Origin of the sequence: Phaeobacter sp. S60 (assembly GCF_000826845.1) — a bacterium.
Classification (GTDB): Bacteria; Pseudomonadota; Alphaproteobacteria; order Rhodobacterales; family Rhodobacteraceae; genus Phaeobacter; species Phaeobacter piscinae.
In genome coordinates, this window is record NZ_JSWJ01000006.1 from 1 (window position 1) to 26,077 (window position 26,077).

The following is a 26,077-nucleotide window of genomic DNA, read 5'->3' on the forward strand; positions in this document are numbered from 1 at the left end:
GCAATCAGCAGGCGCAGGAGGTCAACGCAGCGGCAGAGCAGGTGGCCACGCAAGCCGCAGCCGTGGCAGAGACCAGCGCCGCGTTTGAAAGCGGCGTGAACGCGGATCGCTGGGCCGCTGGCGACTACAGCGACGGCGATGCGGTCTGGTCGCCCACGGATGGGCTGACCTACCGCGCCAAGGCCGATTTCACCTCGGTCCTCGATCCCGCCGCAGATCCCGCCAACTGGCACAACCTGAACCCGGTCGCGCAGGCCAAGGACGAAATGGCCCGCCTCGCGCTGGTCTTCGCCGCGAATTTCTAAGGAGAACCCGAATGTCGCAAACTCCCGTGTCCAAACGCCTCGCGCTTGATGCGATGGCGACGGTCTACACCGTGCCTGCCGGTCGCTATGCGATGGTCTCGCACCTACAGATCACCCCGATTGATCCCGACAATGAGGTGGACGTGACGGTCCAGTGGCTGGACGCGTCGGATGGCGATTCGGTCACGCAGCTTTGTCAGGGTGAGACGATTAAGCCGAATGATACCGGACCGATCTACCCGATGGGTGGCACCCTGATCCTAAGTGCGGGCGATCAGGTGCAAGCCGAAGCCTCTACCGCCGGTGACGCGGTGCTGAGCTTCAGCGCCCTGGAGTATGATCTCTGATGGGCGGCATGATTGGCACCATGCGCGGGGATCGCATGTTGCGGGCCGGTGGGGGTGGAAAAACTCCGGTTGGGCCGTTCCAGTTTGGGGTGTCACCTGGTGCGACCTTCAACGTTAGCAGCAAGATTTCAGCGCTGACGGGTTTGACCGTTTCGCGCGATGGGCTGAACGCCTTTGTTTCTGACATTGCTGACGACACTGTTCACCGGTTCGCCCTCGCAACCGGCTGGGATGTCTCAAGTGCATCCGACCCAAATGATAGCCTCGCTATGTCTGGCCGCATCGGTAGTCTGGTTGGGGTTGAGATTTCTCAGGATGGTTCAAAGCTCTACGCCATGGACAGCGGCGTGAATGTGGAACAGTGGAGTCTGGCGATCCCCTTTGACCTGTCGACTGCATCCTATGATGGATCTGGCGCGATTTCGGGAAACACGGCGCTGCGCGTCAGCGGGGATGGCTACTGGGCCTATGCAGTCTCGCAAGGCTCCAGCACAATCCGGCAGTACAGTCTGGGCACCCAATGGGACATGACTACAGCGACGGCTGCGGGAACCTTGCTGACCAGTACGGACCCGCTCGTTGATGGGCAGCCATACGACATTCAGTTCTTTGATGAAGGCGCTCGCGCCCTTGTTCTGATTGGCACAGCATACGCTCTCTATGAGTACGTGATTGCCACGCCCTATGACCTGCGCACTGCGGCTGCGACTGGTTATCGGCTTCCGGGTGTCCGCGAAATCGTGAATGGCAGAACATTCGCGATGAACCCTGCCAGTAAGACCTCAATCTGGGTCAGCGATGGCGTTGAACGGCTCTATCAATTCGATTTCTGAGGTGACGCAATGACCAATTACACCAAAGGCGGCAGCTTTCCAGCGCCGCTCCCTTTCCGCATTCGTTTGAGCGACGGGCGCAGCCGTACCGATCCCGCCAGCTTCACCGCTGAGGAAATCGCCGATGCGGGCTACGTTGTAGCACCGCCGCAACCTGATCATGATCCGGCCACCCAGCGCCTGACGTGGGACGGCGCCGCCTGGGGCATTGAAGATATTCCAGTTCCGGATCCGGTCTATCAGCCGCTGACCAAGATCGGGTTCATGCGGCTGTGCATGTTTCTTGGCGGCATGACCCCCGACATGCTTGTGGCAGCGCGCGCAGCTCCTGAGCTTGCTGCAATGTGGATCATGCTGGACATGGCAGAGCAGGTGCAGCGCGACGATCCGGAGGTTGCACCGGGGCTTGCCGCTCTTGCCGCTCTCGGCTTCCTTCCCAACGGCGCGCAGGCCGTTCTGGATGCCTGGCCGACCGTCTGACTGGTGCATCCGCCACGGGGACGGATACCTAACCACATCTGAAATCGCATGGGAGATCGGGGCCAAGGGCTCCGGTCTCTTTCTTTACGTGCCACCGGGCTTTGCCTTTGACGTTTCAATCCCCCGTTGGGTCGGGTGGATCTTTGACCGGCACGATCCCCGCTATCTGAAAGCTGCTGCGCTGCATGATTTCGCCCTCCACCGGCTTGGCTGGGGGCGGGTCAGCGCGGCGGCACCCTTTTCCGAAGCGCTGCGCGCCGATGGCGTCTCGCGCGTCCGCAGGCTGGCAATGGTGCTGGCCGTCACCATCCACAAATGGAGATGAGCAAAGCACATGAGAGACCTGCTGTTTTCGATGGAATTCTGGCTGGCAATGGCGGCGGCAATCCTGCTCAAGCTGCGCGCCTCGCCCCAGATCACCCTGTTCGGGGCCATTACCACCACCGCGTCAGCGATCTGCTGCGCTCTGGTGTTCACCGAGCCGCTGATGGACTGGTTGGAGCTGGATGGCGAGGTCTACACCTACGCCGTTTGTGCGCTGATCGCGCTGACCGGTGAACATATCGCCCGGCAGGTGCTCTCCCTCGGCATTGAGGATGCCGTCCGACTATTGCGGGGGAACAAGAAATGACCTGGGGCAAGTTTATCGCTGGGGCTTGGGGCGCGGTGCTTGCGCTAAGCCTCATGACCAGCGCGCTACCCGCCAGCTGGTGGTTCGAGGCCGGAGAGGTGCGGGTTGCCGATGCTTCAGCCGGTGACTGTCCGGAAATGCAGTTTGATCGGGAGATCAACAGGCCATTCAAGGCTGCGTGGACCGTCACCATCATGGGGCGCGCCTCTTACGGCTGGGCCACCTATCGCACCTTTCAGGGCGCCAATGACTATCGGCCGGAAAATCAGCTGCCGGACAAGCTCGATCTCTGCTGGTGGACGTGGGCGGATCCGCTTCACCTGCCGCCGGGGGAGTATCGTGTGAACACCCTCTGGCGCATCCATCCAACGCAGGGCAGGGCGCGCGAGGTAAGGCGCACCAGCAACACATTTGAGGTGACACCATGAACGCGGAAACACTCTGGCTGCAGGAGCGGCTTTCCCAGCTGGGTTTTGATCCGGGCCCGATCGATGGACTGCGCGGCCCTCGCACAGACGCCGCGGTTGTTGCGTTCAAGCGGTCCATTGGCCTGCGCGCGCGACCCTATATTGGGCCGCTGACCCGCGCGGCGCTGATGCCTGCGGTCAAAGAGCGATCAAACCTGCCGTGGATGGCCGAAGCGGCAAAGATGCGCGGCCTGCATGAGCAGCGCGACACTGCAGCCCTGCGGCGCTGGTTTGATGCCTCTGTGTCGTGGATCGACCCGCGCGAAATCCCTTGGTGCGGCGCATTCGTTGCGACCTGCCACCGGGCGGCGGATCAGGACATTGATCTGCCTGGGAACCCACTCGGCGCCCGCAACTGGCAGCACTGGGGCCATGAATGCGATCCCGTCTTCGGGGCCACTCTGGTGTTCTGGCGGATCAGCCGAAGCCACTGGGCCGGTCACGTAGGGTTCTATCACGGCGAAGACGACACGCATTTCCACGTCCTCGGCGGCAATCAGGCAAACGCTGTCACCGTCACCCGGATCGCCAAGTCCCGGCTGCTGTCGTCGCGGTGGCCGATTGGCACCCCGGTTACAGGTCGCCGCATTTTCCTGACCCCCGGCGGCACTCCAATTTCCACAAATGAGGCATGACATGAACAAGCTGCGAAATCCCAAAGTGCAGGGCGCCCTCCGCCACCTGCTGACAGCTATCGGGCCGGTGCTGGCGGTCATTATGGCTGCCGAAGATCCGGCCGCACTCCTGCGTGCTCTGATCAGCGCGGCAGGCTGGCCGTCGTTGGTGGGTGTCATCATCGCCGCTATCGGCTTCTGGGCCTCCGTCACGGCCCCGGAGAAGCGCCAATGATCACCCGGCTCCTGTCCCGCGTCTGGGGCTATCTGGTGGCCGCTGGGGCATTCCTCGCGGCCATCTGGGCCTATGGTCGGTCACAGAAGGCCGAAGGGCGCAAGGAAACGTATATCGAAACGCTGAAGGACAGCGCAAAGCGAAAGGAGGCCGGTCGTGAAGCAGTGGACGATCTGCGCGGTAATGATCGCGCTGACAACATTGAGCAGCTGCGGCGAAACTCTGATAGCTGGTGATGCGGGCTGCGGCTCCTACGGTGAAGCGCGAGCGACGATGCCAGATGATCCGCAAGTGCTGCCAGACAACTGGCTATCATGGGTGACGCAAACGGATACCCGCATGACTGCGACGTGTAAGCCCCGCCGGTGAGCGGGGCTTTTCGTTTGGAGACGGCGCCAAGGCTTGGAACTCTTGCCCCGGCACCGTCTACCCCCGACCATTTGGGTTGCAACTACCCCTATGGGTGCGAAAGTGCAAGCCGGGCGCGTTTCGTTTTATGATCGTTTGAGGGGGATTGTTGGATTAGTCGCGAAGACACGGGCAGGAAGCCCCGGTATCATCGCCGCAGATCGGGCATTCGTCCTCGTCGCCTCCATCTGGCCGGTAGCCTTCGGCTAAGGCGTCGTCGTACCATTCATCTTCCATCGGGTTTCCTTTCGGGGCGGTTTTAGGACTCGGATCGGCCATCGCTCATCGCGTGGCCGAGATCGCCAATTTCTTTTACGGTGATCGCGCAGGCTTGCATCAACCTAGACACCGCGCCGAATGTAAGGCTTTCTGCCACTTTCACGCGCTCGGCCATCGCCTCGGGCGGCTCGTATCCTGAAAACTTACGGCCAAGCTTCGCCTCGAATTCGGCGATCCACTTGGCGTTATCCTCGGCCTGCTTGGCCGCGCGCGTCGTTCGATATTCCATCTCACGCTTCAGGTCTGTTCGCAACTTTTCGGTTCCTGCGTCGATCTGGGACCGGATGTATGCATCGTCAGCGTCCCTGCTTTTGCGCAACATGGCGGCCATGAAGCTGCGATCAGGCGGCATTGGGTTCCCTGCCTGCTGGGCCTGCTTTTTGATCTTGAGGCCACTCTTGTGGAGTTCCATAAGGCCCCATGTGGCAGGAACTTCTTCTGCCTTCACTAGCCCCACCGGGACCGCCAGCCACCAATAGTCGCAATATTTCGCAACGGCTTTAGCCTTGGTGATATCCTTCATCTCGTTGAGAAAGTCTGCGCGGGAAACCTTAATCTCGAAGCCGTGGATGGCGTATCCCTTTGAGGGCCAGATGTTCATGCAGACCGCATCAGCGCGCCGCCTGGCATGGGCGCCGGTGCCGTCCGCCACTTCCGCGAAGCGCACCCATTCCGGCCCTTTATGTCGCGCGAAAATTGCGGTCAGCACGTCCTTCGATGTTGTCTTCTCTGCCATATCGGCCTCCGGGGATTTTAGGATTCAGGTTCGCTGATTGGACCGGCCCATTTGCCGGTTGGCCAGTGCGGCTTCCAAAGGTGTCGTTCGTACTCTGGGAAATCCGCGTTCAATTCGCGCCATGGTGGCTCTTCGCCACTTGGCCCGATGTTGATGCCTGCGCCCTTATGGACGCAGACTATCACAGCCCGATTGAATGGCAGGCCAAAAAACCAATAATAGGCATGGCCAGCCTTGAAGCTGTCGTAATCGGGTGGCGTGTTGCTCCACTCCATTTCGGCCTCCGGAATTAGCTGGACGCCGGTAGTGCGGCGACGATTTCCTGTTCGATCAAATCGCTGTTGGCCCAGCGATGCCCGTTCTCATCGGGCTGCATCATGTTCAGCTCACGAATGGCCTCAAGGGCGCGCTTCATCAATGTGGCGCTCTCCAGCAGTGGCTGAAACATGAGGCACATGGCTTCGTACTGCTGGTCTTTTGACAGGCCGTTCCAGAGTTCATCGGCCTCGGCCATGTCGATGACGAGTTTTCCGTCTTTGATGCCTGTGTTCATGGGTTGCTTGAGGGGCATATCGGCCTCCGGGCGGTTTCTGGATTAGTAGACGCGGCGCTGTTTGCCGCACTTGGTGCATTCCTGTCCGATGCCAGGCACCAGCGCTTGGAACTTCGTTGCGCGCCAATCGTGGCTGCAGATCATCGGCTTGAGTTTCCGCAGTGCGCGCGCTGTCAGGTCGATGATGAATGCCAGGGCAAACATGCAGGCCAGCAGCGTGCCGATAATCGCCAGAAGGACGGCGAAGAAGGGAACCTCGTTGGCTTGCGCCCAAGCGAAAAATGCATCTGCCATAGTGCCTCCGGCGGTTTTAGGACTTGGTGATTTTGTCGAGCTGGGCGGCCGCCGCGCGCGCCACGGCGCCAGCCTCGGGATCCGCCCTGAGGTAGTCGAGGGCCGGGTCTGCGGGGTCGATCAGCGCGAGCAGAAACGAACGGGTCAGGGCGTGAACGTCAGCACCGCCGCCCGGTGCCGCCTCATAGGCCGCTGCGGCAAAGCAGCCCGCGAGACTCGCTGCCTTCTGGGCCTCATTCTCCGCATCCGTCAGGTCTACACCCGACATGAACCCGTCCAGGGCGCCAAGCATGACGCGAGCTGCTGCTTTGATTTCCTCTGCCATTGGTTCCTCCGGCGGTTTCTGTATTGTCACGATGTATGTTATTTTTGAGCATACAGTATGTCAAGATTAGACATACATAATTGAGCTTGCTAGTATGCGATTTATGGGCATACAAACGCGAATGGCGTGGCAGGACTTCCTAACTGATGAAGAGCGGCAAGAGCTCGAAGCCGCAGAGGCAGATTTTGCCGCTGCGAAAAAGGCTTTGGACCCGGTGAAGGCGCGTCGGGATGCTACGCGGAAGAAGCTGAAGATCCGTTGCGACATGCGGATGCACCGCGCCAAAGGGGAGAATAGTGAAGGCTGATACCGCATAGGTTGCCTTGTCCAGAAATTCTGTCCAGATTGGGCGCAAGAGGCCGAATTTTGAGTAAGAAAGCGATGGCAGAATCCGAAAACCAGCCCGGCATCAAGATCGGGTATGCCCGCGTTTCGACTGCGGACCAAAACCCCGACATGCAGATCCAGGCGCTCAAGGATTATGGCGTGCCCGAGGCGCTGATCTTCGTGGATCGGGCCAGCGGCGGCAGTCTGAGCCGTCCAAACTTTATCCGCGCGCTCAAGTTCGCACAGCACCCCGGCACAGAATTTGTCGTCTGGAAGCTCGACCGGCTGGGCCGAACATTGGAAGGCGTCATCAGTGTTCTGAACCTGTTCGAGCAGCGCGGCTTGAAGTTCTTCAGCCTGACTGAGCGTGTGGATATGACCACGCCGATGGGCAAGGCAATGGTGCAGATCATGGGTGCGGTCGCTGAACTGGAGCGCAATCTGATCATTGAGCGCACCAAGGCCGGGGTGGCGAGAGCCAAAGCGAGAGGCGAGAAGCCGGGTCGTCCGATTGCCATGACCCCCGCGAGGGTTGAAGTCGCAGACATGATGCTGCGCAGCGGCAAGCGCGGTCAGGAAGTGTTTGATGCGGTCAAGCCGCTGTCAGAAATCAAGCTGAGCCGTGCAGCCTATTACGCTTTCCAGAAGCGTTGGGATGATGGCGAGATAGAAACCGTCGATGACGGTGAGGAATTCAAGTAAGGAGAAGGTGGTTGTGATTGTCTTGAGAGCGTTCTTTTTCGCCGCCTCTTTGGCTTGGCTTTGGGGTGGAATTCTCGGTCTTGTGCTGGGCGGCTGGCTTTTCCCTGATGCTGATTTTGCTATTTTTTTCGGCGGCCTGGGTGGCATTGCGGGTTACGGGTTGGGCCTGCTGGTTTGGCGCCTCTTCGGCCATTGGCTTGATTGACAGGGAATCCAAGAAAGGAGCAAGGCATGTCTGATGGGGCGAACATTCGACGCGAGCGCATTGAGCGCCTCTTGCGTGAATTGGAATATGAGGTGACGCGCGGCATCATGGAGCGCGAGATTGAACCGCAGATGGGCTGGTCGAAGATTATGCCCGGTGGCCCGACTGGCGAGGTCGTGGCGGAATTTCGGGTTCGCCCTCTTGCAAAAGGGCAATGGCACATGGACGACCGCCAGCCCCCACGCCTTCGCGTGGTCGACAGTGATTCCGAATAGGAGCGTTCGAATCGCCTCACTCCTACGAAGCGCTCCTTGGTTCCGTGAACTGGCCTGAACCGGCAAAGCTTGCGAAAACGGGGATAAGGCACCGTTTAAAAACAGCGCCTTTGACCAAATATCAGTAGCTTGGCTGCATATCGCTTCGTTTACACCGAAGATGTCGGGAGTTCGAGCCTCTCACGACCCACCATTATCCCCTTGAAAATGCTCGTACATTGCTCTGTCATCGCCTGACTATCTGCGTTCTGGGCGTGGCCTGAGGTCAATCGCTGACTTCCGTAAGCTATCATATTTTTGACCATTGATCATCGCATGGCGGCTGGATTTGCCGGTCAAGCGATCTCGCGCTAGGCTGCTGGTGCTCCCTTGATGTTTTTATCAGCTATGTAGGGAGAATTTGTAGCAATTTTAAGATTTGGAGTTTCTGTGATGACGTATAAGGCAATCCTTTCATTTGTGGTGTCTGTCCTGCTGGCCATGCCGGTCGCGGGGGAGGCGGGGTCCTTCAAGCATGTGAAGACCGAGGCGGATTTCCTCGCTCTGGTCAGTGGTAAGACGCTGAGCGCCGATTGGGGGAGTATGCAGATTCTGCCCAATGGGAAGATCAAGGGAAAGACCAAGCAAGGTAAGTTGGTCGGCGCCTGGCAATGGAATGGCAGCTTGTGGTGCCGCAATGTGCGAATTGGCAAGCAGCCGGAGCGGGGGACCGATTGTCAGAAAATCGGGATCTCGGGAAACCAGCTGCAGTTTATCCGGGAGCAGGGCAAGGGCACGGCTGGTGTGATGGTGATTTCCAACTGATCCGCACAAAGATCGCCACGGGCGGGTCGACTACGCCCGTGGCGCGCGGCAGTGGCGCCTGTATTGATGTGATCTCATAGAACGCGCGTTGCCTGTGCCGTGTTGGAGGCATCGGCGAGATTTTCATAGGGGAATGTCTAAAAAACAATACCTTAAGCGATAAAGTGGAGGGGCAGGTGTTTTTTTTCACGGAAACCCGAGAAAATGCCAAAACACCGCTTGACGATCCCTCGGTGCTGCGAATATTACAGCCCAACATTCAGCGGCGACGTTGGATGGAACAGCAAGCGGTTGTAGCTCAGTTGGTTAGAGTACCGGCCTGTCACGCCGGGGGTCGCGGGTTCGAGCCCCGTCAACCGCGCCACTGCTGTCCGCCCCGGATCCGGGTTAAAGGGTCCAGATGAAAGTAAATGCGCGGTTGTAGCTCAGTTGGTTAGAGTACCGGCCTGTCACGCCGGGGGTCGCGGGTTCGAGCCCCGTCAACCGCGCCACTTTCATACGTTGCCCTGACGATCAGGGTCCGCCCCGGAGGGGAACATATGTCAGGCGCCTGCGTCTGATCTGCCGAAAGGCCCATGCGCGGTTGTAGCTCAGTTGGTTAGAGTACCGGCCTGTCACGCCGGGGGTCGCGGGTTCGAGCCCCGTCAACCGCGCCACTTTCTTCCAGAATTTTGGATGAACGCACCCTTCTTCGGAAGGGTTTTTGCGTTTGTGGCTGTGTACTTGGCGGTAGCAGATGCCTGCCGGGCGGGGCGTGGTGCGCGCCGGGGCGCACACCACTGGGTTTGTTATTTCTTGGTCAGAGCATCCAGTACGCGAGCCCAAGAGCGGATGCCTTTGTGGAAGCTCTCCAGATCGTATTTCTCATTGGGGGAGTGGATGGCGTCGTCTTCATTGGCAAAGCCGATCAACATCGCGTCCATGCCCAGAATGGATTTGAAGAAGCCAGCAATGGGGATCGATCCACCCATGCCGCAGAAGACGGCCTCCCGGTTCCATTCATCCGACAGCGCGCCCCGGGCCGCCTCGAACTCGGGGCGGGAGATGTTCATCACCGAGGCGCGGGAGCCTTCCAGATCATTGTCCCATTTGACCTGAGTGTCAGGCTTCAGTCGGTCCTCGACATGTTTACGGATTTTCAGGCGCAGCGCATCCGGGTCCATGTCCCCGACCAGACGGCAGGTGATCTTGCAATGCGCCTCGGACGGGATCACGGTCTTGGAGCCCGCACCATTGTAGCCGCCCCAGAGGCCGTTCACCTCCAGCGTTGGACGGGCCCATTGTTGTTCCAGAACCGTGCGGTCTTTCTCACCGTGGGCCTGTGTGTAGCCTGCATTCGAGAGATAATCCCGCTCTTCAAACCCGCAGCCTTCCCACTGGCGCAGTTGCTCCTCTGGCACCTCATGTACGCCTTCATAGAAGCCGTCGACCGCGACCTTGCCGGTGTCTTCGTCATAGAAGGATGCCACAATGCGGCTGAGTTCGCGCAAGGGGTTGAGGCCGGGGCCACCGTAATGGCCGGAGTGCAGATCGATCCGGGGGCCGATCAGGGTGAATTCATCCTTCAGCATGCCGCGCAGCTGCGAGGAGATTGAGGGCACGCCACGTGACACCATGGAGGTGTCGCAGATCAGCGCCAGATCCGCCTTCAGCTCTGCGGCGTGCTGTTCCATGAAGGGCACAAGCGAGGGAGAGCCGCTTTCTTCCTCGCCTTCAAAGAAGAAGGTGATGCGGCAGGGCAGGGAGCCGTTCACCGCCTGCCAGGCGCGGCAGGCCTCGACAAAGGTCATCAGCTGGCCCTTGTCATCGGACGCGCCACGACCGCGGATGACGGTGCCGCGCGCGGTCTCTTCCAGCTGCGGCTCAAACGGCGGGGTGTTCCACAGGTCCAGCGGATCCACCGGCTGCACGTCGTAGTGGCCATAAAATAGCACATGCGGCAGCGAGTCGTCCTGCGGCCCGACGTGACCAACCACCATCGGATGACCGGGGGTGACGCGCTTTTCCGCGTCGATCCCAATTGAGCGCAGGTCCGTCACCAGCCAGTCGGCAGCTTTGTCGCAGTCTTCCTTGTAAGCGGGATCGGTCGAAATCGATTGGATGCGCAGCAAGTCCATCAACCGTTGGGTGGCGGCATCAAGATCGGTGTCAATGCGGTCCAGGACGTCGTTCAGTGACATATTCAGGAGGCTCCTGCTGTTATTGATTGCTGTTTGCCGAACCCTAACAGCGCCTGTCGGCAGGGGCCAGAGCAGCGCAAAATGGTCCGGGCGGGCGGGGATGCGTCGGATTGTAGCGTCAAACAGGCGTTACAATTCTTGCTGCCCGGGGCGCAAAGGTCTATTTGACCTGCATCAAGGCTGGTTCGGCCTCTTCGGCGTATTTGATTGATCAAACGGAGGGTTCGGGTTATTTATTCGGTAACGTGAATATATCAGCCTGACCACAGCTTGCACCAGATCCGTTGGTGCCAACTATGCCATGGAGATGCCGGTGGACTATACCGCGAAACTCGACCAAGCGATTGATCAGCTCCACACGGAAGGTCGCTACCGGACATTCATCGACATTGAACGGCAGAACGGGCAGTTCCCCCATGCCGTCTGGACCCGCCCGGATGGCAGCGCGCAGGACATCACCGTGTGGTGTGGCAATGACTATCTGGGGATGGGGCAGCATCCGGTTGTGCTGGAGGCCATGCATGGCGCGATTGATGCCACTGGCGCGGGATCCGGCGGGACACGGAATATCTCCGGCACCACGATCTATCACAAACAGCTGGAGGCCGAGCTGGCCGATCTGCACCAGAAAGAAGCGGCGCTGCTGTTCACCTCTGCCTATATCGCGAATGACGCGACGCTCAGCACGCTGCCGAAACTGTTTCCCGGCCTCATCATCTTCTCCGACGCGCTGAACCACGCCTCCATGATTGAGGGGGTGCGGCGCAACGGTGGCGCCAAGCGTATTTTCCGTCACAATGATGTGGCGCATCTGCGGGAGTTGCTGGCAGCGGCGGACCCTGCGGCGCCCAAACTGATCGCCTTTGAATCGGTCTACTCCATGGATGGGGATTTTGGTCCGATCGCTGAGATCTGTGATCTGGCGGAGGAATTCGGCGCGCTCACCTATATCGATGAGGTCCATGCGGTTGGCATGTATGGCGCGCGCGGCGGCGGTGTCACGGAGCGGGACGGTCTGATTGACCGCATTGACATTGTGAACGGCACCCTGGCCAAGGCCTATGGTGTGATGGGCGGCTATATCGCCGCATCGGCAAAAATGTGTGATGCCATCCGCTCTTACGCGCCCGGTTTCATCTTCACCACCTCGCTGGCGCCGGCGGTTGCAGCGGGGGCGGCAGCCTCGGTTGCCTATCTCAAGACCGCGCCCGAATTGCGCGAACAGCACCAGCTGCAGGCCCGTATCCTGAAAATGCGGCTGAAGGGGCTCGGCCTGCCAATCATCGACCATGGCAGCCATATTGTGCCGGTGATCGTTGGCAATCCGGTTCATACCCAGAAACTGAGCGATATGCTGTTGTCGGATCACGGAATTTACGTCCAGCCGATCAACTTCCCGACGGTGCCGCGGGGTACCGAACGGCTGCGCTTTACCCCGTCGCCAGTGCATGGCCCGAAAGAGATCGACGCGCTGGTCAAGGCGATGGACGCGCTCTGGTCTCATTGTGCGCTGAATCGTGCCGAAATGGCGGGCTGATTCATAGCTCTGTGTCAAATTGGTAAGATTATGGTAGTATGATCATAATCAAAGGGCGCAGGCGAATCGCATAAGGCGGGTCCGTGACGTCCTGAATGTCGAATACGGCAGGCTAAAATGGGACAGCAGGCATGATCGGGCGCCTTACTCAGCGCAAATCGAAGACGCACGACGAATCGACAGGGCCGCGTAGCTTTGACGATTATGAGCTTCGATTGGGTGACATTATGCGCGGTGAGCGGGCCACAATGGGCAAGTCGCTGCTGGATGTCCAACGTGAGCTGCGGATCAAAGCCTCCTACATCGCCGCAATTGAGAATTCCGATCCGACTGTCTTTGACACGCCGGGTTTTATTGCGGGCTATGTGCGGTCCTATGCGCGCTACCTCAATATGGATCCCGACACCACATTCGACAGCTTCTGTCAGGAAAGTGGGTTTCAGGTCGCGCATGGCATGTCGGCGGAGGCCTCGGTGCGCAAATCCGCCGGTGCTCCGATTGCGACCGGCATGGGGGGGCTGCGCAGTGACGCGTTCACCTCGCCCAATACCCCGTTTGTGCCAACGGCCAGCAGTGTTTTCAGCCAGATTGAGCTGCGCGCGGTCGGCTCCCTTGCGGTGCTGGTCGCACTGATTGGGGGCATTGGCTATGGCGGCTGGGCCGTCCTGAAGGAGGTGCAGCAGGTGCAGATGGCACCGGTTGAGCAAACCCCCATTGTGCTGGCTGATCTGGATCCGCTTGCGGGGGCCGCCCGCGACGCTGAGGTCTCGAACGAGGATCCCGCCTTGGAAGCGCTGGACCGGCTCTATCGTCCGCAGGCGCTGGATGTGCCGGTTCTGGTGCCTCGTGATGGTCCGATTGCCACCCTTGATCCGCGCGGCTTTGGTAACTTTGCCATGCCGGAGCTGCCATCGGTTGTGCTGGCGGATGCCAACCTCAGCACCGAGGCACCTATGCCCGCGATGCCGCAGGTTGTTGAAGAAACAGCGCCGGCCCTACAGATGGTTGCTGTGCGCCCCTCCTGGGTTCAGGTCACCGCCGTGGATGGCAGTGTGATTTTCGAAACCATCATGGAGCCGGGCCAGCATTTTGAAATCCCCGCCACCGAAGAGGCCCCGCTGCTGCGCACAGGCGAAAGTGGCGCGATCTATTTTGCCGTGAACGGCGCCCATTACGGACCGGTCGGCGATCGTGGGCAGGTGACCAAGAATGTGGTGCTCTCCTCAGATGCGCTCACCGAGCGTTTCGCGCTCGCCGATCTCAGCGAAGATCGCAACAGCGCGCTGGCCACGCTGGTGGCGGAGTTGCAGGCCAGCAGCCTGCCCGTCGACCCGGTCGAGGCCATCAGCGAGTAACCCGCCTGGGTGTCACTCGGCGATGATGCGTTCAGGCCATGTCAGCTGCGGTGTCGTTCGGAGTGCCCGCCTGCTTGCGACATCTGGCCCGATCCTTGCAGGAATGCCCAGCCACCATTGAAGCTGCGCCAGACTGCGCGTATCTATGCCCGGAACCCTGAACAGCGCGGACCGGACCTCATGTCGATCAACCATATTCGCCCCTGGCGCCATATCGAACGCCGCAAAAGCCGCCAGATCCATGTGGGCAATGTGCCTGTTGGCGGCGATGCCCCGATTGCGGTCCAGACCATGACCAACACACCGACCACCGATGTTGCGGCAACGGTGGCGCAGGTTCAGGCCGCAGCCGAGGCCGGCGCCGATATCGTCCGGGTGTCGGTCCCGGATGAGGCCTCTTCCAAGGCGCTGAAGGAAATCGTCCGCGAAAGCCCGGTGCCCATCGTCGCAGATATTCATTTCCACTACAGGCGCGGGATTGAGGCGGCGGAGGCGGGCGCGGCCTGCCTGCGCATCAACCCCGGCAATATCGGTGATGAGAAACGCGTGGCCGAGGTCATCCGCGCCGCCAAGGACCACAATTGCTCCATTCGCATCGGTGTGAATGCGGGGTCGCTGGAAAAGCACCTTCTGGACAAATACGGCGAGCCCTGCCCGGAGGCGATGGTGGAATCGGGCCTCGATCATATCCGCATCCTGCAGGACCATGATTTCCACGAATTCAAAATCTCGGTGAAGGCCTCTGACGTCTTCATGTCGGCGGCAGCCTATCAACAGCTGGCTGAGGCCACCGATGCGCCGATCCACCTTGGCATCACAGAGGCGGGCGGCTTTGTCTCTGGCACCATCAAATCGGCGATTGGTCTCGGGCAACTCCTGTGGATGGGCATTGGCGACACCCTGCGGGTGAGCCTCTCTGCGGATCCGGTGGAGGAGGTGAAGGTGGGGTTTGAGATCCTGAAATCCCTCGGCCTGCGTCACCGCGGCGTCAATATCATCTCCTGCCCGTCTTGTGCACGGCAGGGATTTGATGTGATCAAGACGGTTGAAAGGCTTGAAAAACGTCTGGAGCATGTGAAAACCCCGATGAGCCTCTCAATCATCGGCTGCGTGGTCAATGGCCCGGGGGAGGCACTGATGACCGATGTCGGCTTTACCGGCGGCGGCGCGGGTTCCGGCATGGTCTATCTGGCGGGCAAGGCCAGCCATAAGATGTCCAATGACCAGATGGTGGATCACATCGTGGAAGAGGTGGAGAAAAAGGCCGCTCAGCTTGATGACGAGGCCGCCGCTGCGGAATAGATCCGGCTGAACCCATTTCCAACCAATAAAGGGCGCTGAGGTAAGATCAGCGCCCTTTTTCTGTTGTCTGTTTCGCCTGTCATCTTTCCCGAAATACTCCGGGGGTCTGGGGGCTGGCCCCCAGTTTGTCCTGTGTCTGGGGGCTGGCCCCCAGTTGGGTCTGTGTCTGTATATGTGTCTGGGGCTGACCTTCAGCCTGCCTTTGGTTAGCTGCGCTTGTCGCGAATATCGGCGACCATAATCTCCATCTGGTCGGCAGGCAGATAGCCGCGCAGCAGCTCCTCCCCCAGCACAAAGGTTGGCGTGCCGGAAATTGCCAGTTGCTGCGCCAGCGCGCGGGTGTCTTGCAGCTGGCGCGCGATCTCGGGATCTGACATCCGCGCGAGGATCGCATCCGCGTCCAGATCCAGACCTTCGGCCAGACGGCGCAGGGTGCCCTCATTTGGTTCGCCGCTGAGGGTGATCAGCGCGTCATGGACCTCCTTATAGGCGTCATCCCCGGCAACCAGCCGCGTAGCGATGGCAAAGCGGGAGGTCAGCACAGAGGCTTCGCCCAGGATCGGAAATTCCTTGATGATCAAGCGGATATTGCCGTCGCCCGACACCAGTTGTTCAACTTCGGGGGCGGCGCGTCGGCAGTAGCCACAGCGGTAGTCCATGAATTCCACCAAGGTGATATCGCCATCGGGATTGCCACCGACCCAGGAATAGCCGTCGTCATGCAGGGCCGTCAGATGTTCGGCGACCAGCGCATCATCGCGGGCGGCCTCATTAGCGGCCTGCTGTTGCTCCAGCTTGTTGACGGCCTCCAGGATCACCTCCGGGTTTTCCAGCAGATATGCACGGACCTCTTCGCCAAATGCGGCGCGTTCATCAGGGCTCATGCTGCTCAGATCGAGCGCCTGAACAGCCGGGGCGGCGATCAGCCCAAGGGCCAGTGCTGCGGCAGAAACGGCGGGGAGGCGGGTCAAACGGGTCATCTCGATTTCCTTTTTTCGTTTTGTTCAGCGGCGATCAGCACGTCTTGGGCGCGTCGCCAGGCAGTGGATCCGGTGGGCAGTTGGGCAGTGGCGCGTTTGGCGTGCAGCCCGGCGTCCTTCAGCCGTCCCTGTAGCGCATAGCGTTCGGCGGTGGCCAGTGCGGCCATACCGGACTGGCCAAGTTTCGCGTAGCCCTGCGCCATATCACGCAGCATGGCGGCATTGCGGAAATCCCGCGCGCGAGCAGCTTCCAGTGATTTGATGGCCGCCTTTGGCTGGCCAGCAGCCAATTGCGCCCGCCCAAGGCTGGCGAGGATCAGCGGGTCACGCCCGGCCTGCTGGACGGCCCGGCCATAGGCGGCGAGGGCCGGTTGCCAGCGGCGGTTTTCCATCAGGATCTGGCCCTTAAGTTCCTGGTAGTAAGGATCGGTAGGGCGCAGGGCGAGGGCACCGTCGATGGCGCGCAGCGCCTTTTGTAGGTTGTTGCGCCGATGCTGGGCGACGGCTTCCCGCATCAGGCGGACGTCTTTGTAAGGCTCATCCGCGATCCTGCGCAGGGTCCATTTGGGGGAGCGGGTAAAGGCCGACAGCTTGCCGCGCACCCGGGCAAACCAATAGATTGCATTGGCATCGGGTTTGGCGCTGTCGCCGTGGCTGGCAAGATAAGCTTCGGCAGCGCGGATCCGGTCTCGGCTCAGCGGATGCGAGCGCATGTAAGGATCCTGATTGACCGGGCTCAGCAGCTCTTGCCCGGCAAAGATCTTATGCACATCAACCAGCCCGCGCGGGCTGACCCCGGCTCGTTGCAGAATACCGGCAGCAGTGCGGTCGGCGGAGGCTTCCTCCGCGCGGGTATGGGCGAGAAACCCGCGCAGGGCGGAGGACTGCGTGCCAAGCGCAATACCGGCAGCGGCCTCACCGGCGCCCGCGGCGGCCGCAAGCACGGCAAGGGCGGCGCCAAGGCCTGCGGCAGAGCGGGCAGAGCGCATGTTCTGCATCCGCCGTGACAGGTGGCCATTGGTGATATGGGCGGCCTCATGGGCGATCACGGCCTGTAGCATTTCGGGGCGATCTACCTTTAGGATCAGCCCGTAATGTATGAAAATCGTTTGGGAATCGATGACGAAGGCGTTGAAGGATCCATCGTTGACCACCAGCACCCGCACCCGTTTGGCATTCAGACCTGCGGCGCGCAGCACCGGGGCGGCCAGCTCATTCAGGCCACGCTCGATATCGGGATCCCGCAGCAGCGAGATTGAGGCGGCCTGCGCCGAAGACGCCAACGCGCTCGCAACAACACAGAGCATGGCAAGAGCCAGAGCCGGGATTGACGCGAGGCGGGAGAAGCGGTCAAAGGTCATGGCCGCACCATGGGAGATCAACATGCGAAACTCAAGCCGGTCCAACGTCGATCCTTTCATTGTGATGGATGTGATGGAGGCCGCCCGCCGCGCCGAAGAGGCAGGTCGCCATATCATCCATATGGAGGTGGGCCAGCCCTCCACGGGTGCGCCTGTCGCCGCGCGTGATGCGCTGGCCAAGGCCCTGGATCACGACAGCCTGGGCTATACTGTGGCACTGGGACTTCCCGCGCTGCGCAAGCGGATCGCGCAGTTGTATGGCGAGTGGTATAATGTTGATCTGAACCCGGAGCGGGTGGTGATTACCCCCGGTTCCTCCGGGGCGTTCCTGCTCAGCTTTACGGCGCTGTTTGACAGTGGTGACAGGGTGGGTATCGGCGCGCCGGGCTATCCGTCCTACCGGCAGATCCTGCATGCGTTGGGGCTGACGCCGGTGGATATTGAGACCTCGTTGGATCACCGCCTGCAACCGGTGCCGCAGGATTTGACCGGCCTGGATCTGGCCGGGTTGATGGTGGCCTCACCGGCCAATCCCACCGGTACCATGCTGGACAAACCTGCAATGGCGGCTTTGGTTGAGGCGGCAAAGGGGCAGGGCGCGGCCTTCATCTCGGATGAGATCTACCATGGCATCGAATATGAGGCGAAGGCAGTCACCGCACTTGAGGTGACGGATGATTGTTATGTGATCAATTCGTTTTCCAAGTATTTCTCCATGACCGGATGGCGCGTGGGCTGGATGGTGGTGCCGGAGGATCATGTGCGGGTGGTGGAACGCATCGCCCAGAACATGTTCATCTGCGCACCGCATGCCAGTCAGGTGGCGGCCCTGGCGGCGATGGACTGCGGCGAGGAACTGGAGAGCAATCTGGCGGTCTATACCCGCAATCGTGCGCTGATGCTGGAAGGTCTTCCCAAGGCCGGATTCAGTCGTATCGCGCCGCCGGATGGCGCGTTTTATGTCTATGCGGATGTCTCTGACTTGACTCAGGATAGCCGCGCCTTTGCCAGGGAAATTCTGGATGAGGCAGGGGTGGCGGTGACACCGGGGCTGGATTTTGATCCCAAGCGCGGCGCGACCACATTGCGGTTCTCCTATGCGCGCTCCACCGCCGATATCGAGGAAGGGCTGGCGCGGCTCACCGCCTATATGGCGGCACGTCGGGGCTGACCCTCCGACACCGAACATCTGGCAGGCGGGGCGACAGGATGAGGCTGGCCATTCGGTCCCGCAATGGCCTAGTCTGCGGGCAAAATATCTGCGCAGCCTAGGCGGCGCATCCTCTTCCCATGCTCAGGACCGGGCGTAAGGGGGGGCGTGCAGAACAGGATCCGGGCAGAACAGCATAATGGGCAGAACAATAGCCATGAGCAGAAAAACAATGGCCCTCGCAGCGCTGCTGTCGCTCTTCATAGCGGCACCGCTGGCACCGCTGGCGGCGCAGGAGACGTCTGGGGCGACCACTACATTGGCGCCAGAGGTGATCTCACCGGCGGCACAGGGGTTCAGCGGCCTTGCGCGGATTGAGCCGCAGGAGACCCGGGCGGAGGACCGCCGCTCCGGGACGGATATTACCCTGGGGCTTAGCCAGGGCGTGCCGTATCGGTTGTTCACGCTGGATGCGCCGCCGCGTGTGGTGCTGGATTTTCAGGAGGTCGACTGGAGCGGTCTGGGCGAGCAGGCACTCGTCACCGAAGATGGCATCACAGCGGCGCAATTCGGAACCTATGTGCCGGGGTGGTCGCGGCTGGTGCTGGCACTGGCGCGGCCGATGCAGATTGAGACCGCGGCGATGGATATTGATCCGGTGACGGCGGCGGCCCAACTGTCGGTGGCCTTGCGCGAGACCACGGCCGAGGAATTTGCCGCCACGACCGGCGCGCCGCACGATGCCCGTTGGGATCTGCCTGCGCCCACCCCGATGATCGCGCGCGAAGCCAAGGATTCGCTGGCCCCCCTGTTGATCGTGATCGATCCGGGGCATGGCGGTATTGATCCGGGGGCGGAGGCCTTCCTTCAGGGGGGGCTGGTGCAAGAAAAGGATCTGATGCTGCAATTCGCCATTGAGCTGGGGGAGATGCTGGTCCGCTCAGGGCAGTTCAATGTCCAGCTGACGCGGGATGATGACTATTTTGTCTCGCTTGAGCGGCGGATTGCGCTGGCACATCAGGCCAAGGCGGATCTGTTTCTGTCCCTGCATGCTGACAGCCTGTCAGAGGGGCGCGCCCACGGCACCACGGTTTATACGCTTTCTGACGATGCCTCCGATGCGGCCTCGGCGACGCTGGTCGAGCGGCAGGAACGGGGCGATCTGCTGGCGGGCACCGATCTGAGCAAGGCTGATGATCGGGTGACTGATGTGCTGCTGGATCTGGCACGGGTAGAGACCCATCCCCGCAGTCAGGCGCTGGCGCGGGCGTTGGTGACGGGGCTGAAGAGCCAAGGCGGGGCAATGAATCGCCGACCGCTGCGCGAAGCGGGGTTTTCTGTGCTAAAATCAGCCGATATCCCATCGGCTCTGGTTGAAGTTGGTTTTCTGTCCAGCCCCCGTGATCTTGCCAATCTGATGGACCCGGACTGGCGCGAGCGCACAGCGCGGGGCATTCTGAACGGGCTGTTGTCTTGGCGTATTGCGGATGAGGAGATCCGACCGCTGGTGCGTCAATAACCTCCACTGGTTGGTCATTTTCACTGGTTACACCGTCTGTTGATATCGGTCGGTTGCGTGAGAGCGGAACCAATGAGGCGGATGTGAGGTTTGGTATCCGGGGACAGCCTGTCGCGCTTTCCCCCTGTTTTCTCCGGGTCGGCGGCATCAATATGCCGTTTCCCGTTTTGACCCCACGCGCCGCTGCACCTATATAGGCGGCACTGCGCGAGAAAGGCTCTACAGTGGTCAGATTTATTCTATCGTTCTTCGGTTCCATCTTCAGCACCATCACGCTGGGCATCGCAATGATTGCCCTGACCATTGGTGCGGTGTTCTGGATCTACGGCCGGGATCTGCCCAGCCACGAATCCCTGGCGCAGTATCAGCCGCCTACCATCAGCCGGATCTACTCCGGTGAGGGGCAACTGATCGACGAATTTGCCCAGGAGCGCCGCCTGTTCACCCCGTCGGAAGAAATTCCCGATCTGGTGAAGCAGGCCTTCATTTCGGCTGAGGACAAGAACTTCTACAGCCACAAGGGCTATGACATGCGCGGCATCGCCGCCGCGGCGGTTGAGGCGGTGCGGTCGCGCGGTGAAAATGTGCGCGGCGCCTCCACCATCACCCAGCAGGTGATGAAGAACTTCCTTCTCTCCGGCGACCGCAAGGCAGAGCGTAAGGTCAAGGAATTGATTCTGGCCTCGCGCCTTGAGGATACGCTGAGCAAGGAAGATATTCTGGAGCTGTACCTCAATGAGATTTTCCTGGGCCAGAATTCCTATGGTGTGACTGCGGCGGCGCAGACTTATTTCAACAAAACACTGAGCGAATTGGCCCCGCATGAGGCTGCGACGCTGGCCTCCATGCCGAAGGCGCCGTCGAAATATCACCCGGTGTCGCAACGCGAGCGCCTGCTGGCGCGGCGCAACTACGTGCTGCGGGAGATGCGCGAAAACGGCTATATCTCCGATGCGGTTTACAAGGTTGAGGTCGATCAGCCGCTGCGCTCGGTCCAGAATGGCGATTTTGACAGTTTCCGCACCGCTCTGCCGCCGCGGGACTATTTCACTGATGAGATTCGTCGCCAGCTGTCCGAGGATTTTGGCGAAGGTGAATTCTTCACCGGCGGATTTACCGTGCGCGCCACCATCGACGAGGAAATGCAGACAGAAGCCGCCGCAGCGCTGCGTGCCGGTCTTCAGAAATACGACCGGTCGCGCGGGAACTGGCGCGGCACCGGCGTGACCCTTGATGCAGAGGCGCTGGCCTCGGAGGAGAGCTGGCGTGCGGCGTTGCGCGACGCCTCTGTGCCGCGTGACATTGATCTGGGGGGCAAATGGCGCCCCGCAGTGGCGCTGGAGGTCGGCGACCAGAGCCTGCGCGTGGGGATTGAAGATGTGGCCGAGATCGGATCGGTCCCGCGCTCGGACATCAAATGGATGAAGGGCAGTTTCAAGGACAACATCTCCGTTGGTGACGTGGTGCTGGTCCGCGCGGTGGAGACAGACGGCGCGCTGCAACACTGGTCCCTGCGTCAGGTGCCTGAGGTTCAGGGCGGCTTTGTAGCGATGGATGTGAACACCGGCCGGGTTCTGGCCATGCAGGGTGGCTTCTCCTATCAGCATTCGGTGTTCAACCGCGCCACACAGGCGCAGCGTCAGCCCGGCTCCAGCTTCAAACCCTTTGTCTATGCGGCAGCGCTGGACAGCGGCTATAGCCCGGCAACCATCGTTGTGGACGCACCGATTGAGATCAACACCCCGCAGGGGCTGTGGCGTCCGAAGAACTCCACCAATAAATTCTATGGCCCGACGCCGCTGCGCACCGGGATCGAGATGAGCCGAAACCTGATGACCATTCGTCTGGCGCAGGAAGTCGGCATGGAAGTGGTTGCGGGCTATGCCGAACGCTTTGGTGTCTATGACAACATGGGGGCCTTCCTGGCCAACTCACTCGGGGCGGAGGAAACCACGCTTTATAAGATGGTGGCGGCCTATGCGATGTTTGCCAATGGCGGTGAACGGGTGCAGCCGACGCTGGTGGACCGGATTCAGGACCGCCGGGGGGAAACCATCTATCGCCATGATGACCGCGACTGCGTTGATTGTGCCTCGCCTGCGCTGGCGGCGGGACAGGCACCCCGGATCGTGGACAACCGCGAACAGGTCATGGATCCGATCACGGCGTATCAGCTCACGTCGATGATGCGTGGCGTGGTGGATCGCGGCACCGCCTCCAGCGTGATCAATCTGCCAGTGCCCACTGCAGGCAAAACCGGGACCACCAACGACTCGCGCGATGTGTGGTTTGTGGGCTTTACCTCCAACATCGTGGCCGGTTGCTACATGGGCTTTGACCAGCCGCGCCCGATGGGACGCGGCGCCTATGGCGGCACCATGTGTGGCCCGGTGTTCCAGCAGTTCATGCAGAAGGCGACTGCCAAATATGGTGGTGGTAAATTCGCCGTTCCCGAGGGCGGTCATTTCATCAAGATCGACCGCTATACCGGCGCGCGCCTTGCCGATGCGGCCTCGGGTGGCAATGTGGTGGCAGAGTATTTCCGCGATGGCGCCGAGCCGATCTTTGGTCTGGCGTTTGATGGTGGCTTTGCGATGGGATCAAACCTGCCACTGTTTGAGGAAGCCGCGCAGTCGGCGCGTCGCGTGACAACGTCGGATGGCGGCACCGCTGTTCTGGGACCAAAGGCCACCTTTGGCACCATCAGTTCCGGCGGGCTTTACTGACGCTGCCAGAGTTGGGCGATCCTATCTGAGGGGCGGGGCGTGGATATCATGACCCCGCCCGTTTTGTGCTGTGCGGTGACGGGCTGCGCCAATCGCGCCGCTGCCTGCTGCCCCGGCTTGCCCGCAGGGCGCGGGTGGTTTATCACGCAGGCCTGATACGTGATTTCAAGGGATTGCCATGCGCGCCGAAACTCAGAACATCGTGGCCGATATCGAAAAGTCGCTGGAGCTTTTGGCGCAGCGTCTGGATTGGGAAACCGCCGAGTTCCGCCTGGAAGAGTTCAACGCCCGCGTTGAGGATCCCAACCTGTGGGATGACGCCGACGCGGCGCAGGCCCTGATGCGCGACCGGCAGATGCTGGTGGACGCGATCGACACTTATAAATCCATCAAACAGGATCTCAGCGACAATATGGAGCTGATCGAACTGGGAGAGATGGAAGAGGATGCGGAGGTCATTTCCGACGCCGAGGCAGCCCTCAAAGCGCTGAAAGAAAAAGCCGCCGAGAAGGAGCTGGAAGCGCTTCTGGATGGTGAGGCTGACAGCAACGACACCTTCCTGGAAATCAACGCAGGGGCAGGCGGTACGGAGAGCTGCGACTGGGCCTCAATGCTGGCACGAATGTATGTCCGCTGGGCCGAAAAGAAAGGCTACAAGGTCGAACTGCAGTCCGAAAGCGCGGGTGAAGAGGCGGGCATCAAATCCGCAGCTTACAAAATTTCCGGCCACAACGCCTATGGCTGGCTGAAGTCCGAAAGTGGTGTACATCGTCTGGTCCGGATTTCACCTTATGACTCGGCGGCGAAGCGCCATACCTCGTTCAGCTCTGTCTGGGTCTACCCGGTGGTGGATGACAATATCGAAATCGAGGTGAACCCCTCGGATATCCGGATCGATACCTATCGTTCGTCGGGCGCGGGCGGCCAGCACGTCAACACCACGGACTCGGCCGTGCGGATCACCCATGAACCCACCGGAATTGTGGTGACCTCTTCCGAGAAGTCGCAGCACCAGAACCGTGACATCGCGATGAAGGCGCTGAAATCGCGACTGTATCAACTGGAACTGGACCGCCGGAACGCGGATATCAACGCCGCCCATGAGGCAAAGGGCGATGCCGGTTGGGGCAACCAGATCCGGTCTTATGTGCTGCAGCCCTATCAGATGGTGAAAGACCTGCGCACCAGTCACGAGACCTCGGATACCAAGGGTGTGCTGGATGGCGATCTCGATGGCTTCATGGCGGCCACACTGGCGCTGAATGTGGCGGGCAAGAGCCGCTCGGAAGCCCAGGGCGACTGATCGCATCACCGCGCTGACGCGGATTTGCGCGCGTCAGACTGACCTTTTGAATTCACAGAAACCCGTTTGCCCCGGCAAGCGGGTTTTCTTTGTGTTTTGGCCCAGCTAGGCTGCGGCCAACGGCCATCCAGGAGCGCCTTTCGATGAGTGAGACCACACCCAGCGCCCGCGAGATCCTGCAGGACCTCTCTGCCGGTCGGCGCACCGCTGTTGCGCTGATGACGGAGACGCTGGCACGCATCGATGCGATAAATCCTGGCGTCAACGCCATTGTCGCGCTGCGGGACCGCGAGGAGCTGCTGGCAGAGGCTGCGGCGGCGGACAGATCGACGACGCGGGGGCCGCTGCATGGGCTGCCCATGGCGATCAAGGATCTGGCCAATGTCGCGGGCGTGCGCTCCACCCAAGGCTCGCCTTTGCTGGCCGATTTCGTGCCGCAACAGGATGACCTGATGGTGGCGCGGCTGCGGGCAGCAGGTGCTTTGATCATCGGCAAGACCAATACTCCAGAATTCGGTCTTGGCTCGCATACGTACAACCCGGTCTACGGGGCCACGGCGAACCCCTATGACCGTAGCCGCAGCTGCGGCGGGTCATCGGGTGGCGCGGCGGCGGCGCTGGCGACCGGGATGGTGGCGCTGGCCGATGGCTCCGACATGATGGGCTCCCTGCGCAATCCGGCGGGGTGGTGCAATGTCTACGGCTTCCGGCCCAGTTGGGGGCGGGTGCCGGGGGAGCCGCGCGGCGATCTGTTTCTGCATCCGCTGTCGACCAACGGTCCGATGGCGCGCAACCCTGAGGATCTGGCGCTGCTGCTGGATGTGATGTCAGGGCCGGATCCGCGCCAGCCGCTCGCGGCCACAGCCGGGGCAGGGCACCGTGTCTCGCCCTTACCAGAGGTGCGGCCGATGCGGATTGGCTGGCTGGCGGATTGGGGCGGGGCCTATCCGATGGAACCGGGCGTTCTGGAGACCTGCGAGACGGCGCTGAAGGTTCTGAGTACGCTGGGTCATCAGGTTGAGACTTTGGCGCCGCCATTCGCTGCGGGACAGATCTGGCAAAGCTGGACCACGCTGCGCTCATTCGCAGTGGCTGCGGGTCTTCGGGTTTTTGCCGGGCAGATGCAGCAACTGAAAGACAGTGCCCAATGGGAGCTTGAGCGTGGTCTGGCCCTGACTGGACAGGAGATCCAAGCAGCGTCGGATCTGCGTTCGGACTGGCAGCGGGTCGTCGCACAGCTGTTCTCGCAGTATGATGCGCTGGTGCTGCCGACTGCGCAATGCTGGCCGTTCGATATTGCGCTCGAATACCCGCAGGAGATCGGAGGGATCGCACTGGACAGCTACCATCGCTGGATGGAGGTGGTGACACCGGTCAGCCTTGTCGGGGTGCCCTGTCTGGCAGCCCCTGCTGGGATCGGGCCGACCGGTCTGCCGATGGGGCTGCAGATCTTCGCAGCCCATGGGCGGGACCGGGATTTGCTGGCGTTGGGACAGCAGTATCACTGCGCAACCCATTGGCCCGAGCGTCGCCCACCGCAGGTGCCATCGGCAACTGCCGTCCACTGAACAGCGGCATCAGGAGATTTGGGATGGAAGAAAAAGCCTTTGGTGTGCCCGATTTGCAGCCGATGACATTGTCGACGCTGGGACAGGCGTTGCAGCACGGCTGGGGTGATTTTCGCGCCAAACCGGGCTACGGGCTGTTTTTTGCCAGCGTTTATGTGCTGGCGGGATGGGGCATGGCCTGGATCACCGTGGCAACCGGCACCACCTTCTGGTTGGTGCTGGCGGCGATCGGGTTTCCGTTAATCGGCCCTTTTGCGGCGGTGGGCCTCTATGAGG

General features: G+C 60.9%; 31 protein-coding genes, 3 tRNA genes and 1 pseudogene. 27 read left to right on the forward strand and 8 right to left on the reverse strand.

Annotation, left to right across the window (positions count from 1 at the left end):
• The 10 genes from OO25_RS22930 to OO25_RS07300 all read left to right on the forward strand — a co-directional run.
• The coding region (locus tag OO25_RS22930) for a hypothetical protein (RefSeq protein ID WP_040179275.1) at positions 1-305 on the forward strand (305 nt) is incomplete at its 5' end.
• Between the two features lie 11 nt (positions 306-316).
• Positions 317-652 (forward strand): hypothetical protein, encoded by a 336-nt coding sequence (locus OO25_RS07260; protein ID WP_040179277.1) that lies wholly within the window; start codon positions 317-319, stop codon positions 650-652.
• Positions 652-1,485, forward strand: coding sequence for a hypothetical protein (locus OO25_RS07265; RefSeq protein WP_040179279.1), 834 nt, complete (start codon positions 652-654; stop codon positions 1,483-1,485). Before OO25_RS07260 ends, OO25_RS07265 begins: the two co-directional genes overlap by 1 nt.
• Before the next feature lie 9 nt (positions 1,486-1,494).
• Positions 1,495-1,965: a hypothetical protein gene (locus OO25_RS22135; protein WP_052465607.1), complete on the forward strand. Its 471-nt coding sequence runs from the start codon at positions 1,495-1,497 to the stop codon at positions 1,963-1,965.
• On the forward strand, positions 1,946-2,290 hold the full coding sequence (locus OO25_RS07275) for a DUF1353 domain-containing protein (RefSeq protein WP_040179281.1): 345 nt from the start codon (positions 1,946-1,948) through the stop codon (positions 2,288-2,290). The genes OO25_RS22135 and OO25_RS07275 overlap by 20 nt, the downstream gene beginning before the upstream one ends.
• Positions 2,291-2,299: 9 nt before the next feature.
• A complete protein-coding gene (locus tag OO25_RS07280) occupies positions 2,300-2,596 on the forward strand; it encodes a hypothetical protein (protein WP_040179284.1) in 297 nt (98 codons plus the stop codon).
• Complete coding sequence (locus tag OO25_RS07285) at positions 2,593-3,024, forward strand: hypothetical protein (protein ID WP_040179286.1); 432 nt, start codon at positions 2,593-2,595, stop codon at positions 3,022-3,024. Before OO25_RS07280 ends, OO25_RS07285 begins: the two co-directional genes overlap by 4 nt.
• The gene (locus OO25_RS07290; protein WP_040179287.1) at positions 3,021-3,698 is read left to right on the forward strand and encodes a TIGR02594 family protein; all 678 of its coding nucleotides are present in this window, start codon (positions 3,021-3,023) and stop codon (positions 3,696-3,698) included. Before OO25_RS07285 ends, OO25_RS07290 begins: the two co-directional genes overlap by 4 nt.
• 1 nt (position 3,699) lies before the next feature.
• Positions 3,700-3,912 carry a hypothetical protein gene (locus OO25_RS07295; protein WP_040179289.1) on the forward strand — a complete coding sequence of 71 codons (213 nt, stop codon included), beginning with the start codon at positions 3,700-3,702 and terminating at the stop codon, positions 3,910-3,912.
• Positions 3,909-4,148: a hypothetical protein gene (locus tag OO25_RS07300; RefSeq protein WP_040179291.1), complete on the forward strand. Its 240-nt coding sequence runs from the start codon at positions 3,909-3,911 to the stop codon at positions 4,146-4,148. Before OO25_RS07295 ends, OO25_RS07300 begins: the two co-directional genes overlap by 4 nt.
• 431 nt (positions 4,149-4,579) lie before the next feature.
• Here the strand turns inward: OO25_RS07300 and OO25_RS07305 are convergent, their stop codons facing one another.
• Genes OO25_RS07305 through OO25_RS07325 form a run of 5 tightly spaced genes read right to left on the reverse strand, consistent with a single transcriptional unit; the run spans position 4,580 to position 6,507 of the window.
• Positions 4,580-5,335: a hypothetical protein gene (locus OO25_RS07305; RefSeq protein ID WP_040179294.1), complete on the reverse strand. Its 756-nt coding sequence runs from the start codon at positions 5,333-5,335 to the stop codon at positions 4,580-4,582.
• Between the two features lie 17 nt (positions 5,336-5,352).
• On the reverse strand, positions 5,353-5,610 hold the full coding sequence (locus tag OO25_RS07310) for a hypothetical protein (protein ID WP_040179295.1): 258 nt from the start codon (positions 5,608-5,610) through the stop codon (positions 5,353-5,355).
• Between the two features lie 14 nt (positions 5,611-5,624).
• Positions 5,625-5,906 (reverse strand): hypothetical protein, encoded by a 282-nt coding sequence (locus OO25_RS07315; protein WP_139044754.1) that lies wholly within the window; start codon positions 5,904-5,906, stop codon positions 5,625-5,627.
• 24 nt (positions 5,907-5,930) lie between these two features.
• The gene (locus OO25_RS07320) at positions 5,931-6,182 is read right to left on the reverse strand and encodes a hypothetical protein (RefSeq protein WP_040179298.1); all 252 of its coding nucleotides are present in this window, start codon (positions 6,180-6,182) and stop codon (positions 5,931-5,933) included.
• A 16-nt stretch (positions 6,183-6,198) separates the two neighbouring features.
• Positions 6,199-6,507, reverse strand: a complete 309-nt coding sequence (locus OO25_RS07325) for a hypothetical protein (protein ID WP_040179300.1) — start codon at positions 6,505-6,507, stop codon at positions 6,199-6,201.
• A gap of 121 nt (positions 6,508-6,628) precedes the next feature.
• On the opposite strand from OO25_RS07325, the gene OO25_RS07330 reads away from it, so the two are divergent.
• The 8 genes from OO25_RS07330 to OO25_RS07365 all read left to right on the forward strand — a co-directional run bounded on the left by OO25_RS07330 (position 6,629) and on the right by OO25_RS07365 (position 9,476).
• A complete protein-coding gene (locus OO25_RS07330; protein ID WP_139044755.1) occupies positions 6,629-6,814 on the forward strand; it encodes a hypothetical protein in 186 nt (61 codons plus the stop codon).
• Positions 6,815-6,873: 59 nt separating this feature from the next.
• A complete protein-coding gene (locus OO25_RS07335; protein WP_242407001.1) occupies positions 6,874-7,536 on the forward strand; it encodes a recombinase family protein in 663 nt (220 codons plus the stop codon).
• Between the two features lie 13 nt (positions 7,537-7,549).
• Entirely contained in the window at positions 7,550-7,741 is a 192-nt protein-coding gene (locus OO25_RS07340; RefSeq protein ID WP_206778541.1) for a hypothetical protein, read from the forward strand.
• 26 nt (positions 7,742-7,767) lie between these two features.
• Positions 7,768-8,016, forward strand: coding sequence for a hypothetical protein (locus OO25_RS07345; RefSeq protein WP_040179305.1), 249 nt, complete (start codon positions 7,768-7,770; stop codon positions 8,014-8,016).
• A gap of 432 nt (positions 8,017-8,448) precedes the next feature.
• Positions 8,449-8,820 carry a hypothetical protein gene (locus OO25_RS07350; protein WP_040170590.1) on the forward strand — a complete coding sequence of 124 codons (372 nt, stop codon included), beginning with the start codon at positions 8,449-8,451 and terminating at the stop codon, positions 8,818-8,820.
• A gap of 287 nt (positions 8,821-9,107) precedes the next feature.
• Positions 9,108-9,184 (forward strand) — tRNA-Asp (locus OO25_RS07355).
• Between the two features lie 50 nt (positions 9,185-9,234).
• Positions 9,235-9,311, forward strand: a tRNA-Asp gene (locus OO25_RS07360).
• Positions 9,312-9,399: 88 nt separating this feature from the next.
• Positions 9,400-9,476: transfer RNA gene (locus tag OO25_RS07365), tRNA-Asp, on the forward strand.
• 132 nt (positions 9,477-9,608) lie between these two features.
• Here OO25_RS07365 and OO25_RS07370 read toward each other — a convergent pair.
• The gene (locus tag OO25_RS07370; RefSeq protein WP_040179308.1) at positions 9,609-11,000 is read right to left on the reverse strand and encodes a M20/M25/M40 family metallo-hydrolase; all 1,392 of its coding nucleotides are present in this window, start codon (positions 10,998-11,000) and stop codon (positions 9,609-9,611) included.
• Between the two features lie 301 nt (positions 11,001-11,301).
• Here OO25_RS07370 and hemA point away from each other — a divergent pair, with 301 nt between their 5' ends.
• The 3 genes from hemA to ispG all read left to right on the forward strand — a co-directional run bounded on the left by hemA (position 11,302) and on the right by ispG (position 15,194).
• Complete coding sequence (hemA, locus tag OO25_RS07375) at positions 11,302-12,537, forward strand: 5-aminolevulinate synthase (protein ID WP_175304805.1); 1,236 nt, start codon at positions 11,302-11,304, stop codon at positions 12,535-12,537.
• Between the two features lie 131 nt (positions 12,538-12,668).
• A complete protein-coding gene (locus tag OO25_RS07380) occupies positions 12,669-13,892 on the forward strand; it encodes a helix-turn-helix domain-containing protein (RefSeq protein ID WP_040179310.1) in 1,224 nt (407 codons plus the stop codon).
• Positions 13,893-14,072: 180 nt separating this feature from the next.
• Positions 14,073-15,194, forward strand: coding sequence for a flavodoxin-dependent (E)-4-hydroxy-3-methylbut-2-enyl-diphosphate synthase (gene ispG / locus OO25_RS07385; protein ID WP_040179331.1), 1,122 nt, complete (start codon positions 14,073-14,075; stop codon positions 15,192-15,194).
• Positions 15,195-15,400: 206 nt separating this feature from the next.
• On the opposite strand, the gene OO25_RS07390 is transcribed toward ispG, so the two are convergent.
• Together OO25_RS07390 and OO25_RS07395 are read right to left on the reverse strand one after the other, a co-directional pair.
• The gene (locus tag OO25_RS07390; protein WP_040170595.1) at positions 15,401-16,174 is read right to left on the reverse strand and encodes a DsbA family protein; all 774 of its coding nucleotides are present in this window, start codon (positions 16,172-16,174) and stop codon (positions 15,401-15,403) included.
• Complete coding sequence (locus OO25_RS07395) at positions 16,171-17,559, reverse strand: M48 family metalloprotease (RefSeq protein ID WP_040179311.1); 1,389 nt, start codon at positions 17,557-17,559, stop codon at positions 16,171-16,173. The genes OO25_RS07390 and OO25_RS07395 overlap by 4 nt, the downstream gene beginning before the upstream one ends.
• Between OO25_RS07395 and OO25_RS07400 the strand changes: the two genes are divergently transcribed.
• The 6 genes and pseudogenes from OO25_RS07400 to OO25_RS07425 all read left to right on the forward strand — a co-directional run.
• On the forward strand, positions 17,558-18,706 hold the full coding sequence (locus tag OO25_RS07400; protein ID WP_040179313.1) for a pyridoxal phosphate-dependent aminotransferase: 1,149 nt from the start codon (positions 17,558-17,560) through the stop codon (positions 18,704-18,706). The two genes, OO25_RS07395 and OO25_RS07400, sit on opposite strands and share 2 nt — an antisense overlap.
• Before the next feature lie 178 nt (positions 18,707-18,884).
• Positions 18,885-20,204, forward strand: a complete 1,320-nt coding sequence (locus OO25_RS07405; RefSeq protein ID WP_040179315.1) for an N-acetylmuramoyl-L-alanine amidase — start codon at positions 18,885-18,887, stop codon at positions 20,202-20,204.
• 224 nt (positions 20,205-20,428) lie between these two features.
• The gene (locus OO25_RS07410) at positions 20,429-22,930 is read left to right on the forward strand and encodes a penicillin-binding protein 1A (RefSeq protein WP_040170602.1); all 2,502 of its coding nucleotides are present in this window, start codon (positions 20,429-20,431) and stop codon (positions 22,928-22,930) included.
• Positions 22,931-23,108: 178 nt separating this feature from the next.
• A complete protein-coding gene (gene prfB / locus OO25_RS07415) occupies positions 23,109-24,233 on the forward strand; it encodes a peptide chain release factor 2 (protein WP_040179317.1) in 1,125 nt (374 codons plus the stop codon).
• 143 nt (positions 24,234-24,376) lie between these two features.
• Positions 24,377-25,801 (forward strand): amidase, encoded by a 1,425-nt coding sequence (locus tag OO25_RS07420; RefSeq protein WP_040179322.1) that lies wholly within the window; start codon positions 24,377-24,379, stop codon positions 25,799-25,801.
• Positions 25,802-25,824: 23 nt separating this feature from the next.
• Positions 25,825-26,077: pseudogene (locus OO25_RS07425) on the forward strand (hypothetical protein); the annotation flags it as partial.

Excerpts from the sequence above, each read along its gene's own strand:
- OO25_RS07260 (WP_040179277.1), top strand. The coding sequence starts at position 317 with ATGTCGCAAACTCCCGTGTCCAAACGCCTCGCGCTTGATGCGATGGCG.
- OO25_RS07265 (WP_040179279.1), top strand. The coding sequence starts at position 652 with ATGGGCGGCATGATTGGCACCATGCGCGGGGATCGCATGTTGCGGGCC.
- OO25_RS22135 (WP_052465607.1), top strand. The coding sequence starts at position 1,495 with ATGACCAATTACACCAAAGGCGGCAGCTTTCCAGCGCCGCTCCCTTTC.
- OO25_RS07275 (WP_040179281.1), top strand. The coding sequence starts at position 1,946 with ATGCCTGGCCGACCGTCTGACTGGTGCATCCGCCACGGGGACGGATAC.
- OO25_RS07280 (WP_040179284.1), top strand. The coding sequence starts at position 2,300 with ATGAGAGACCTGCTGTTTTCGATGGAATTCTGGCTGGCAATGGCGGCG.
- OO25_RS07285 (WP_040179286.1), top strand. The coding sequence starts at position 2,593 with ATGACCTGGGGCAAGTTTATCGCTGGGGCTTGGGGCGCGGTGCTTGCG.
- OO25_RS07290 (WP_040179287.1), top strand. The coding sequence starts at position 3,021 with ATGAACGCGGAAACACTCTGGCTGCAGGAGCGGCTTTCCCAGCTGGGT.
- OO25_RS07295 (WP_040179289.1), top strand. The coding sequence starts at position 3,700 with ATGAACAAGCTGCGAAATCCCAAAGTGCAGGGCGCCCTCCGCCACCTG.
- OO25_RS07300 (WP_040179291.1), top strand. The coding sequence starts at position 3,909 with ATGATCACCCGGCTCCTGTCCCGCGTCTGGGGCTATCTGGTGGCCGCT.
- OO25_RS07305 (WP_040179294.1), bottom strand. The coding sequence starts at position 5,335 with ATGGCAGAGAAGACAACATCGAAGGACGTGCTGACCGCAATTTTCGCG.
- OO25_RS07310 (WP_040179295.1), bottom strand. The coding sequence starts at position 5,610 with ATGGAGTGGAGCAACACGCCACCCGATTACGACAGCTTCAAGGCTGGC.
- OO25_RS07315 (WP_139044754.1), bottom strand. The coding sequence starts at position 5,906 with ATGCCCCTCAAGCAACCCATGAACACAGGCATCAAAGACGGAAAACTC.
- OO25_RS07320 (WP_040179298.1), bottom strand. The coding sequence starts at position 6,182 with ATGGCAGATGCATTTTTCGCTTGGGCGCAAGCCAACGAGGTTCCCTTC.
- OO25_RS07325 (WP_040179300.1), bottom strand. The coding sequence starts at position 6,507 with ATGGCAGAGGAAATCAAAGCAGCAGCTCGCGTCATGCTTGGCGCCCTG.
- OO25_RS07330 (WP_139044755.1), top strand. The coding sequence starts at position 6,629 with ATGGCGTGGCAGGACTTCCTAACTGATGAAGAGCGGCAAGAGCTCGAA.
- OO25_RS07345 (WP_040179305.1), top strand. The coding sequence starts at position 7,768 with ATGTCTGATGGGGCGAACATTCGACGCGAGCGCATTGAGCGCCTCTTG.
- OO25_RS07350 (WP_040170590.1), top strand. The coding sequence starts at position 8,449 with ATGACGTATAAGGCAATCCTTTCATTTGTGGTGTCTGTCCTGCTGGCC.
- OO25_RS07370 (WP_040179308.1), bottom strand. The coding sequence starts at position 11,000 with ATGTCACTGAACGACGTCCTGGACCGCATTGACACCGATCTTGATGCC.
- hemA (WP_175304805.1), top strand. The coding sequence starts at position 11,302 with ATGGAGATGCCGGTGGACTATACCGCGAAACTCGACCAAGCGATTGAT.
- OO25_RS07380 (WP_040179310.1), top strand. The coding sequence starts at position 12,669 with ATGATCGGGCGCCTTACTCAGCGCAAATCGAAGACGCACGACGAATCG.
- ispG (WP_040179331.1), top strand. The coding sequence starts at position 14,073 with ATGTCGATCAACCATATTCGCCCCTGGCGCCATATCGAACGCCGCAAA.
- OO25_RS07390 (WP_040170595.1), bottom strand. The coding sequence starts at position 16,174 with ATGACCCGTTTGACCCGCCTCCCCGCCGTTTCTGCCGCAGCACTGGCC.
- OO25_RS07400 (WP_040179313.1), top strand. The coding sequence starts at position 17,558 with ATGCGAAACTCAAGCCGGTCCAACGTCGATCCTTTCATTGTGATGGAT.
- OO25_RS07395 (WP_040179311.1), bottom strand. The coding sequence starts at position 17,559 with ATGTTGATCTCCCATGGTGCGGCCATGACCTTTGACCGCTTCTCCCGC.
- OO25_RS07405 (WP_040179315.1), top strand. The coding sequence starts at position 18,885 with ATGGGCAGAACAATAGCCATGAGCAGAAAAACAATGGCCCTCGCAGCG.
- prfB (WP_040179317.1), top strand. The coding sequence starts at position 23,109 with ATGCGCGCCGAAACTCAGAACATCGTGGCCGATATCGAAAAGTCGCTG.
- OO25_RS07420 (WP_040179322.1), top strand. The coding sequence starts at position 24,377 with ATGAGTGAGACCACACCCAGCGCCCGCGAGATCCTGCAGGACCTCTCT.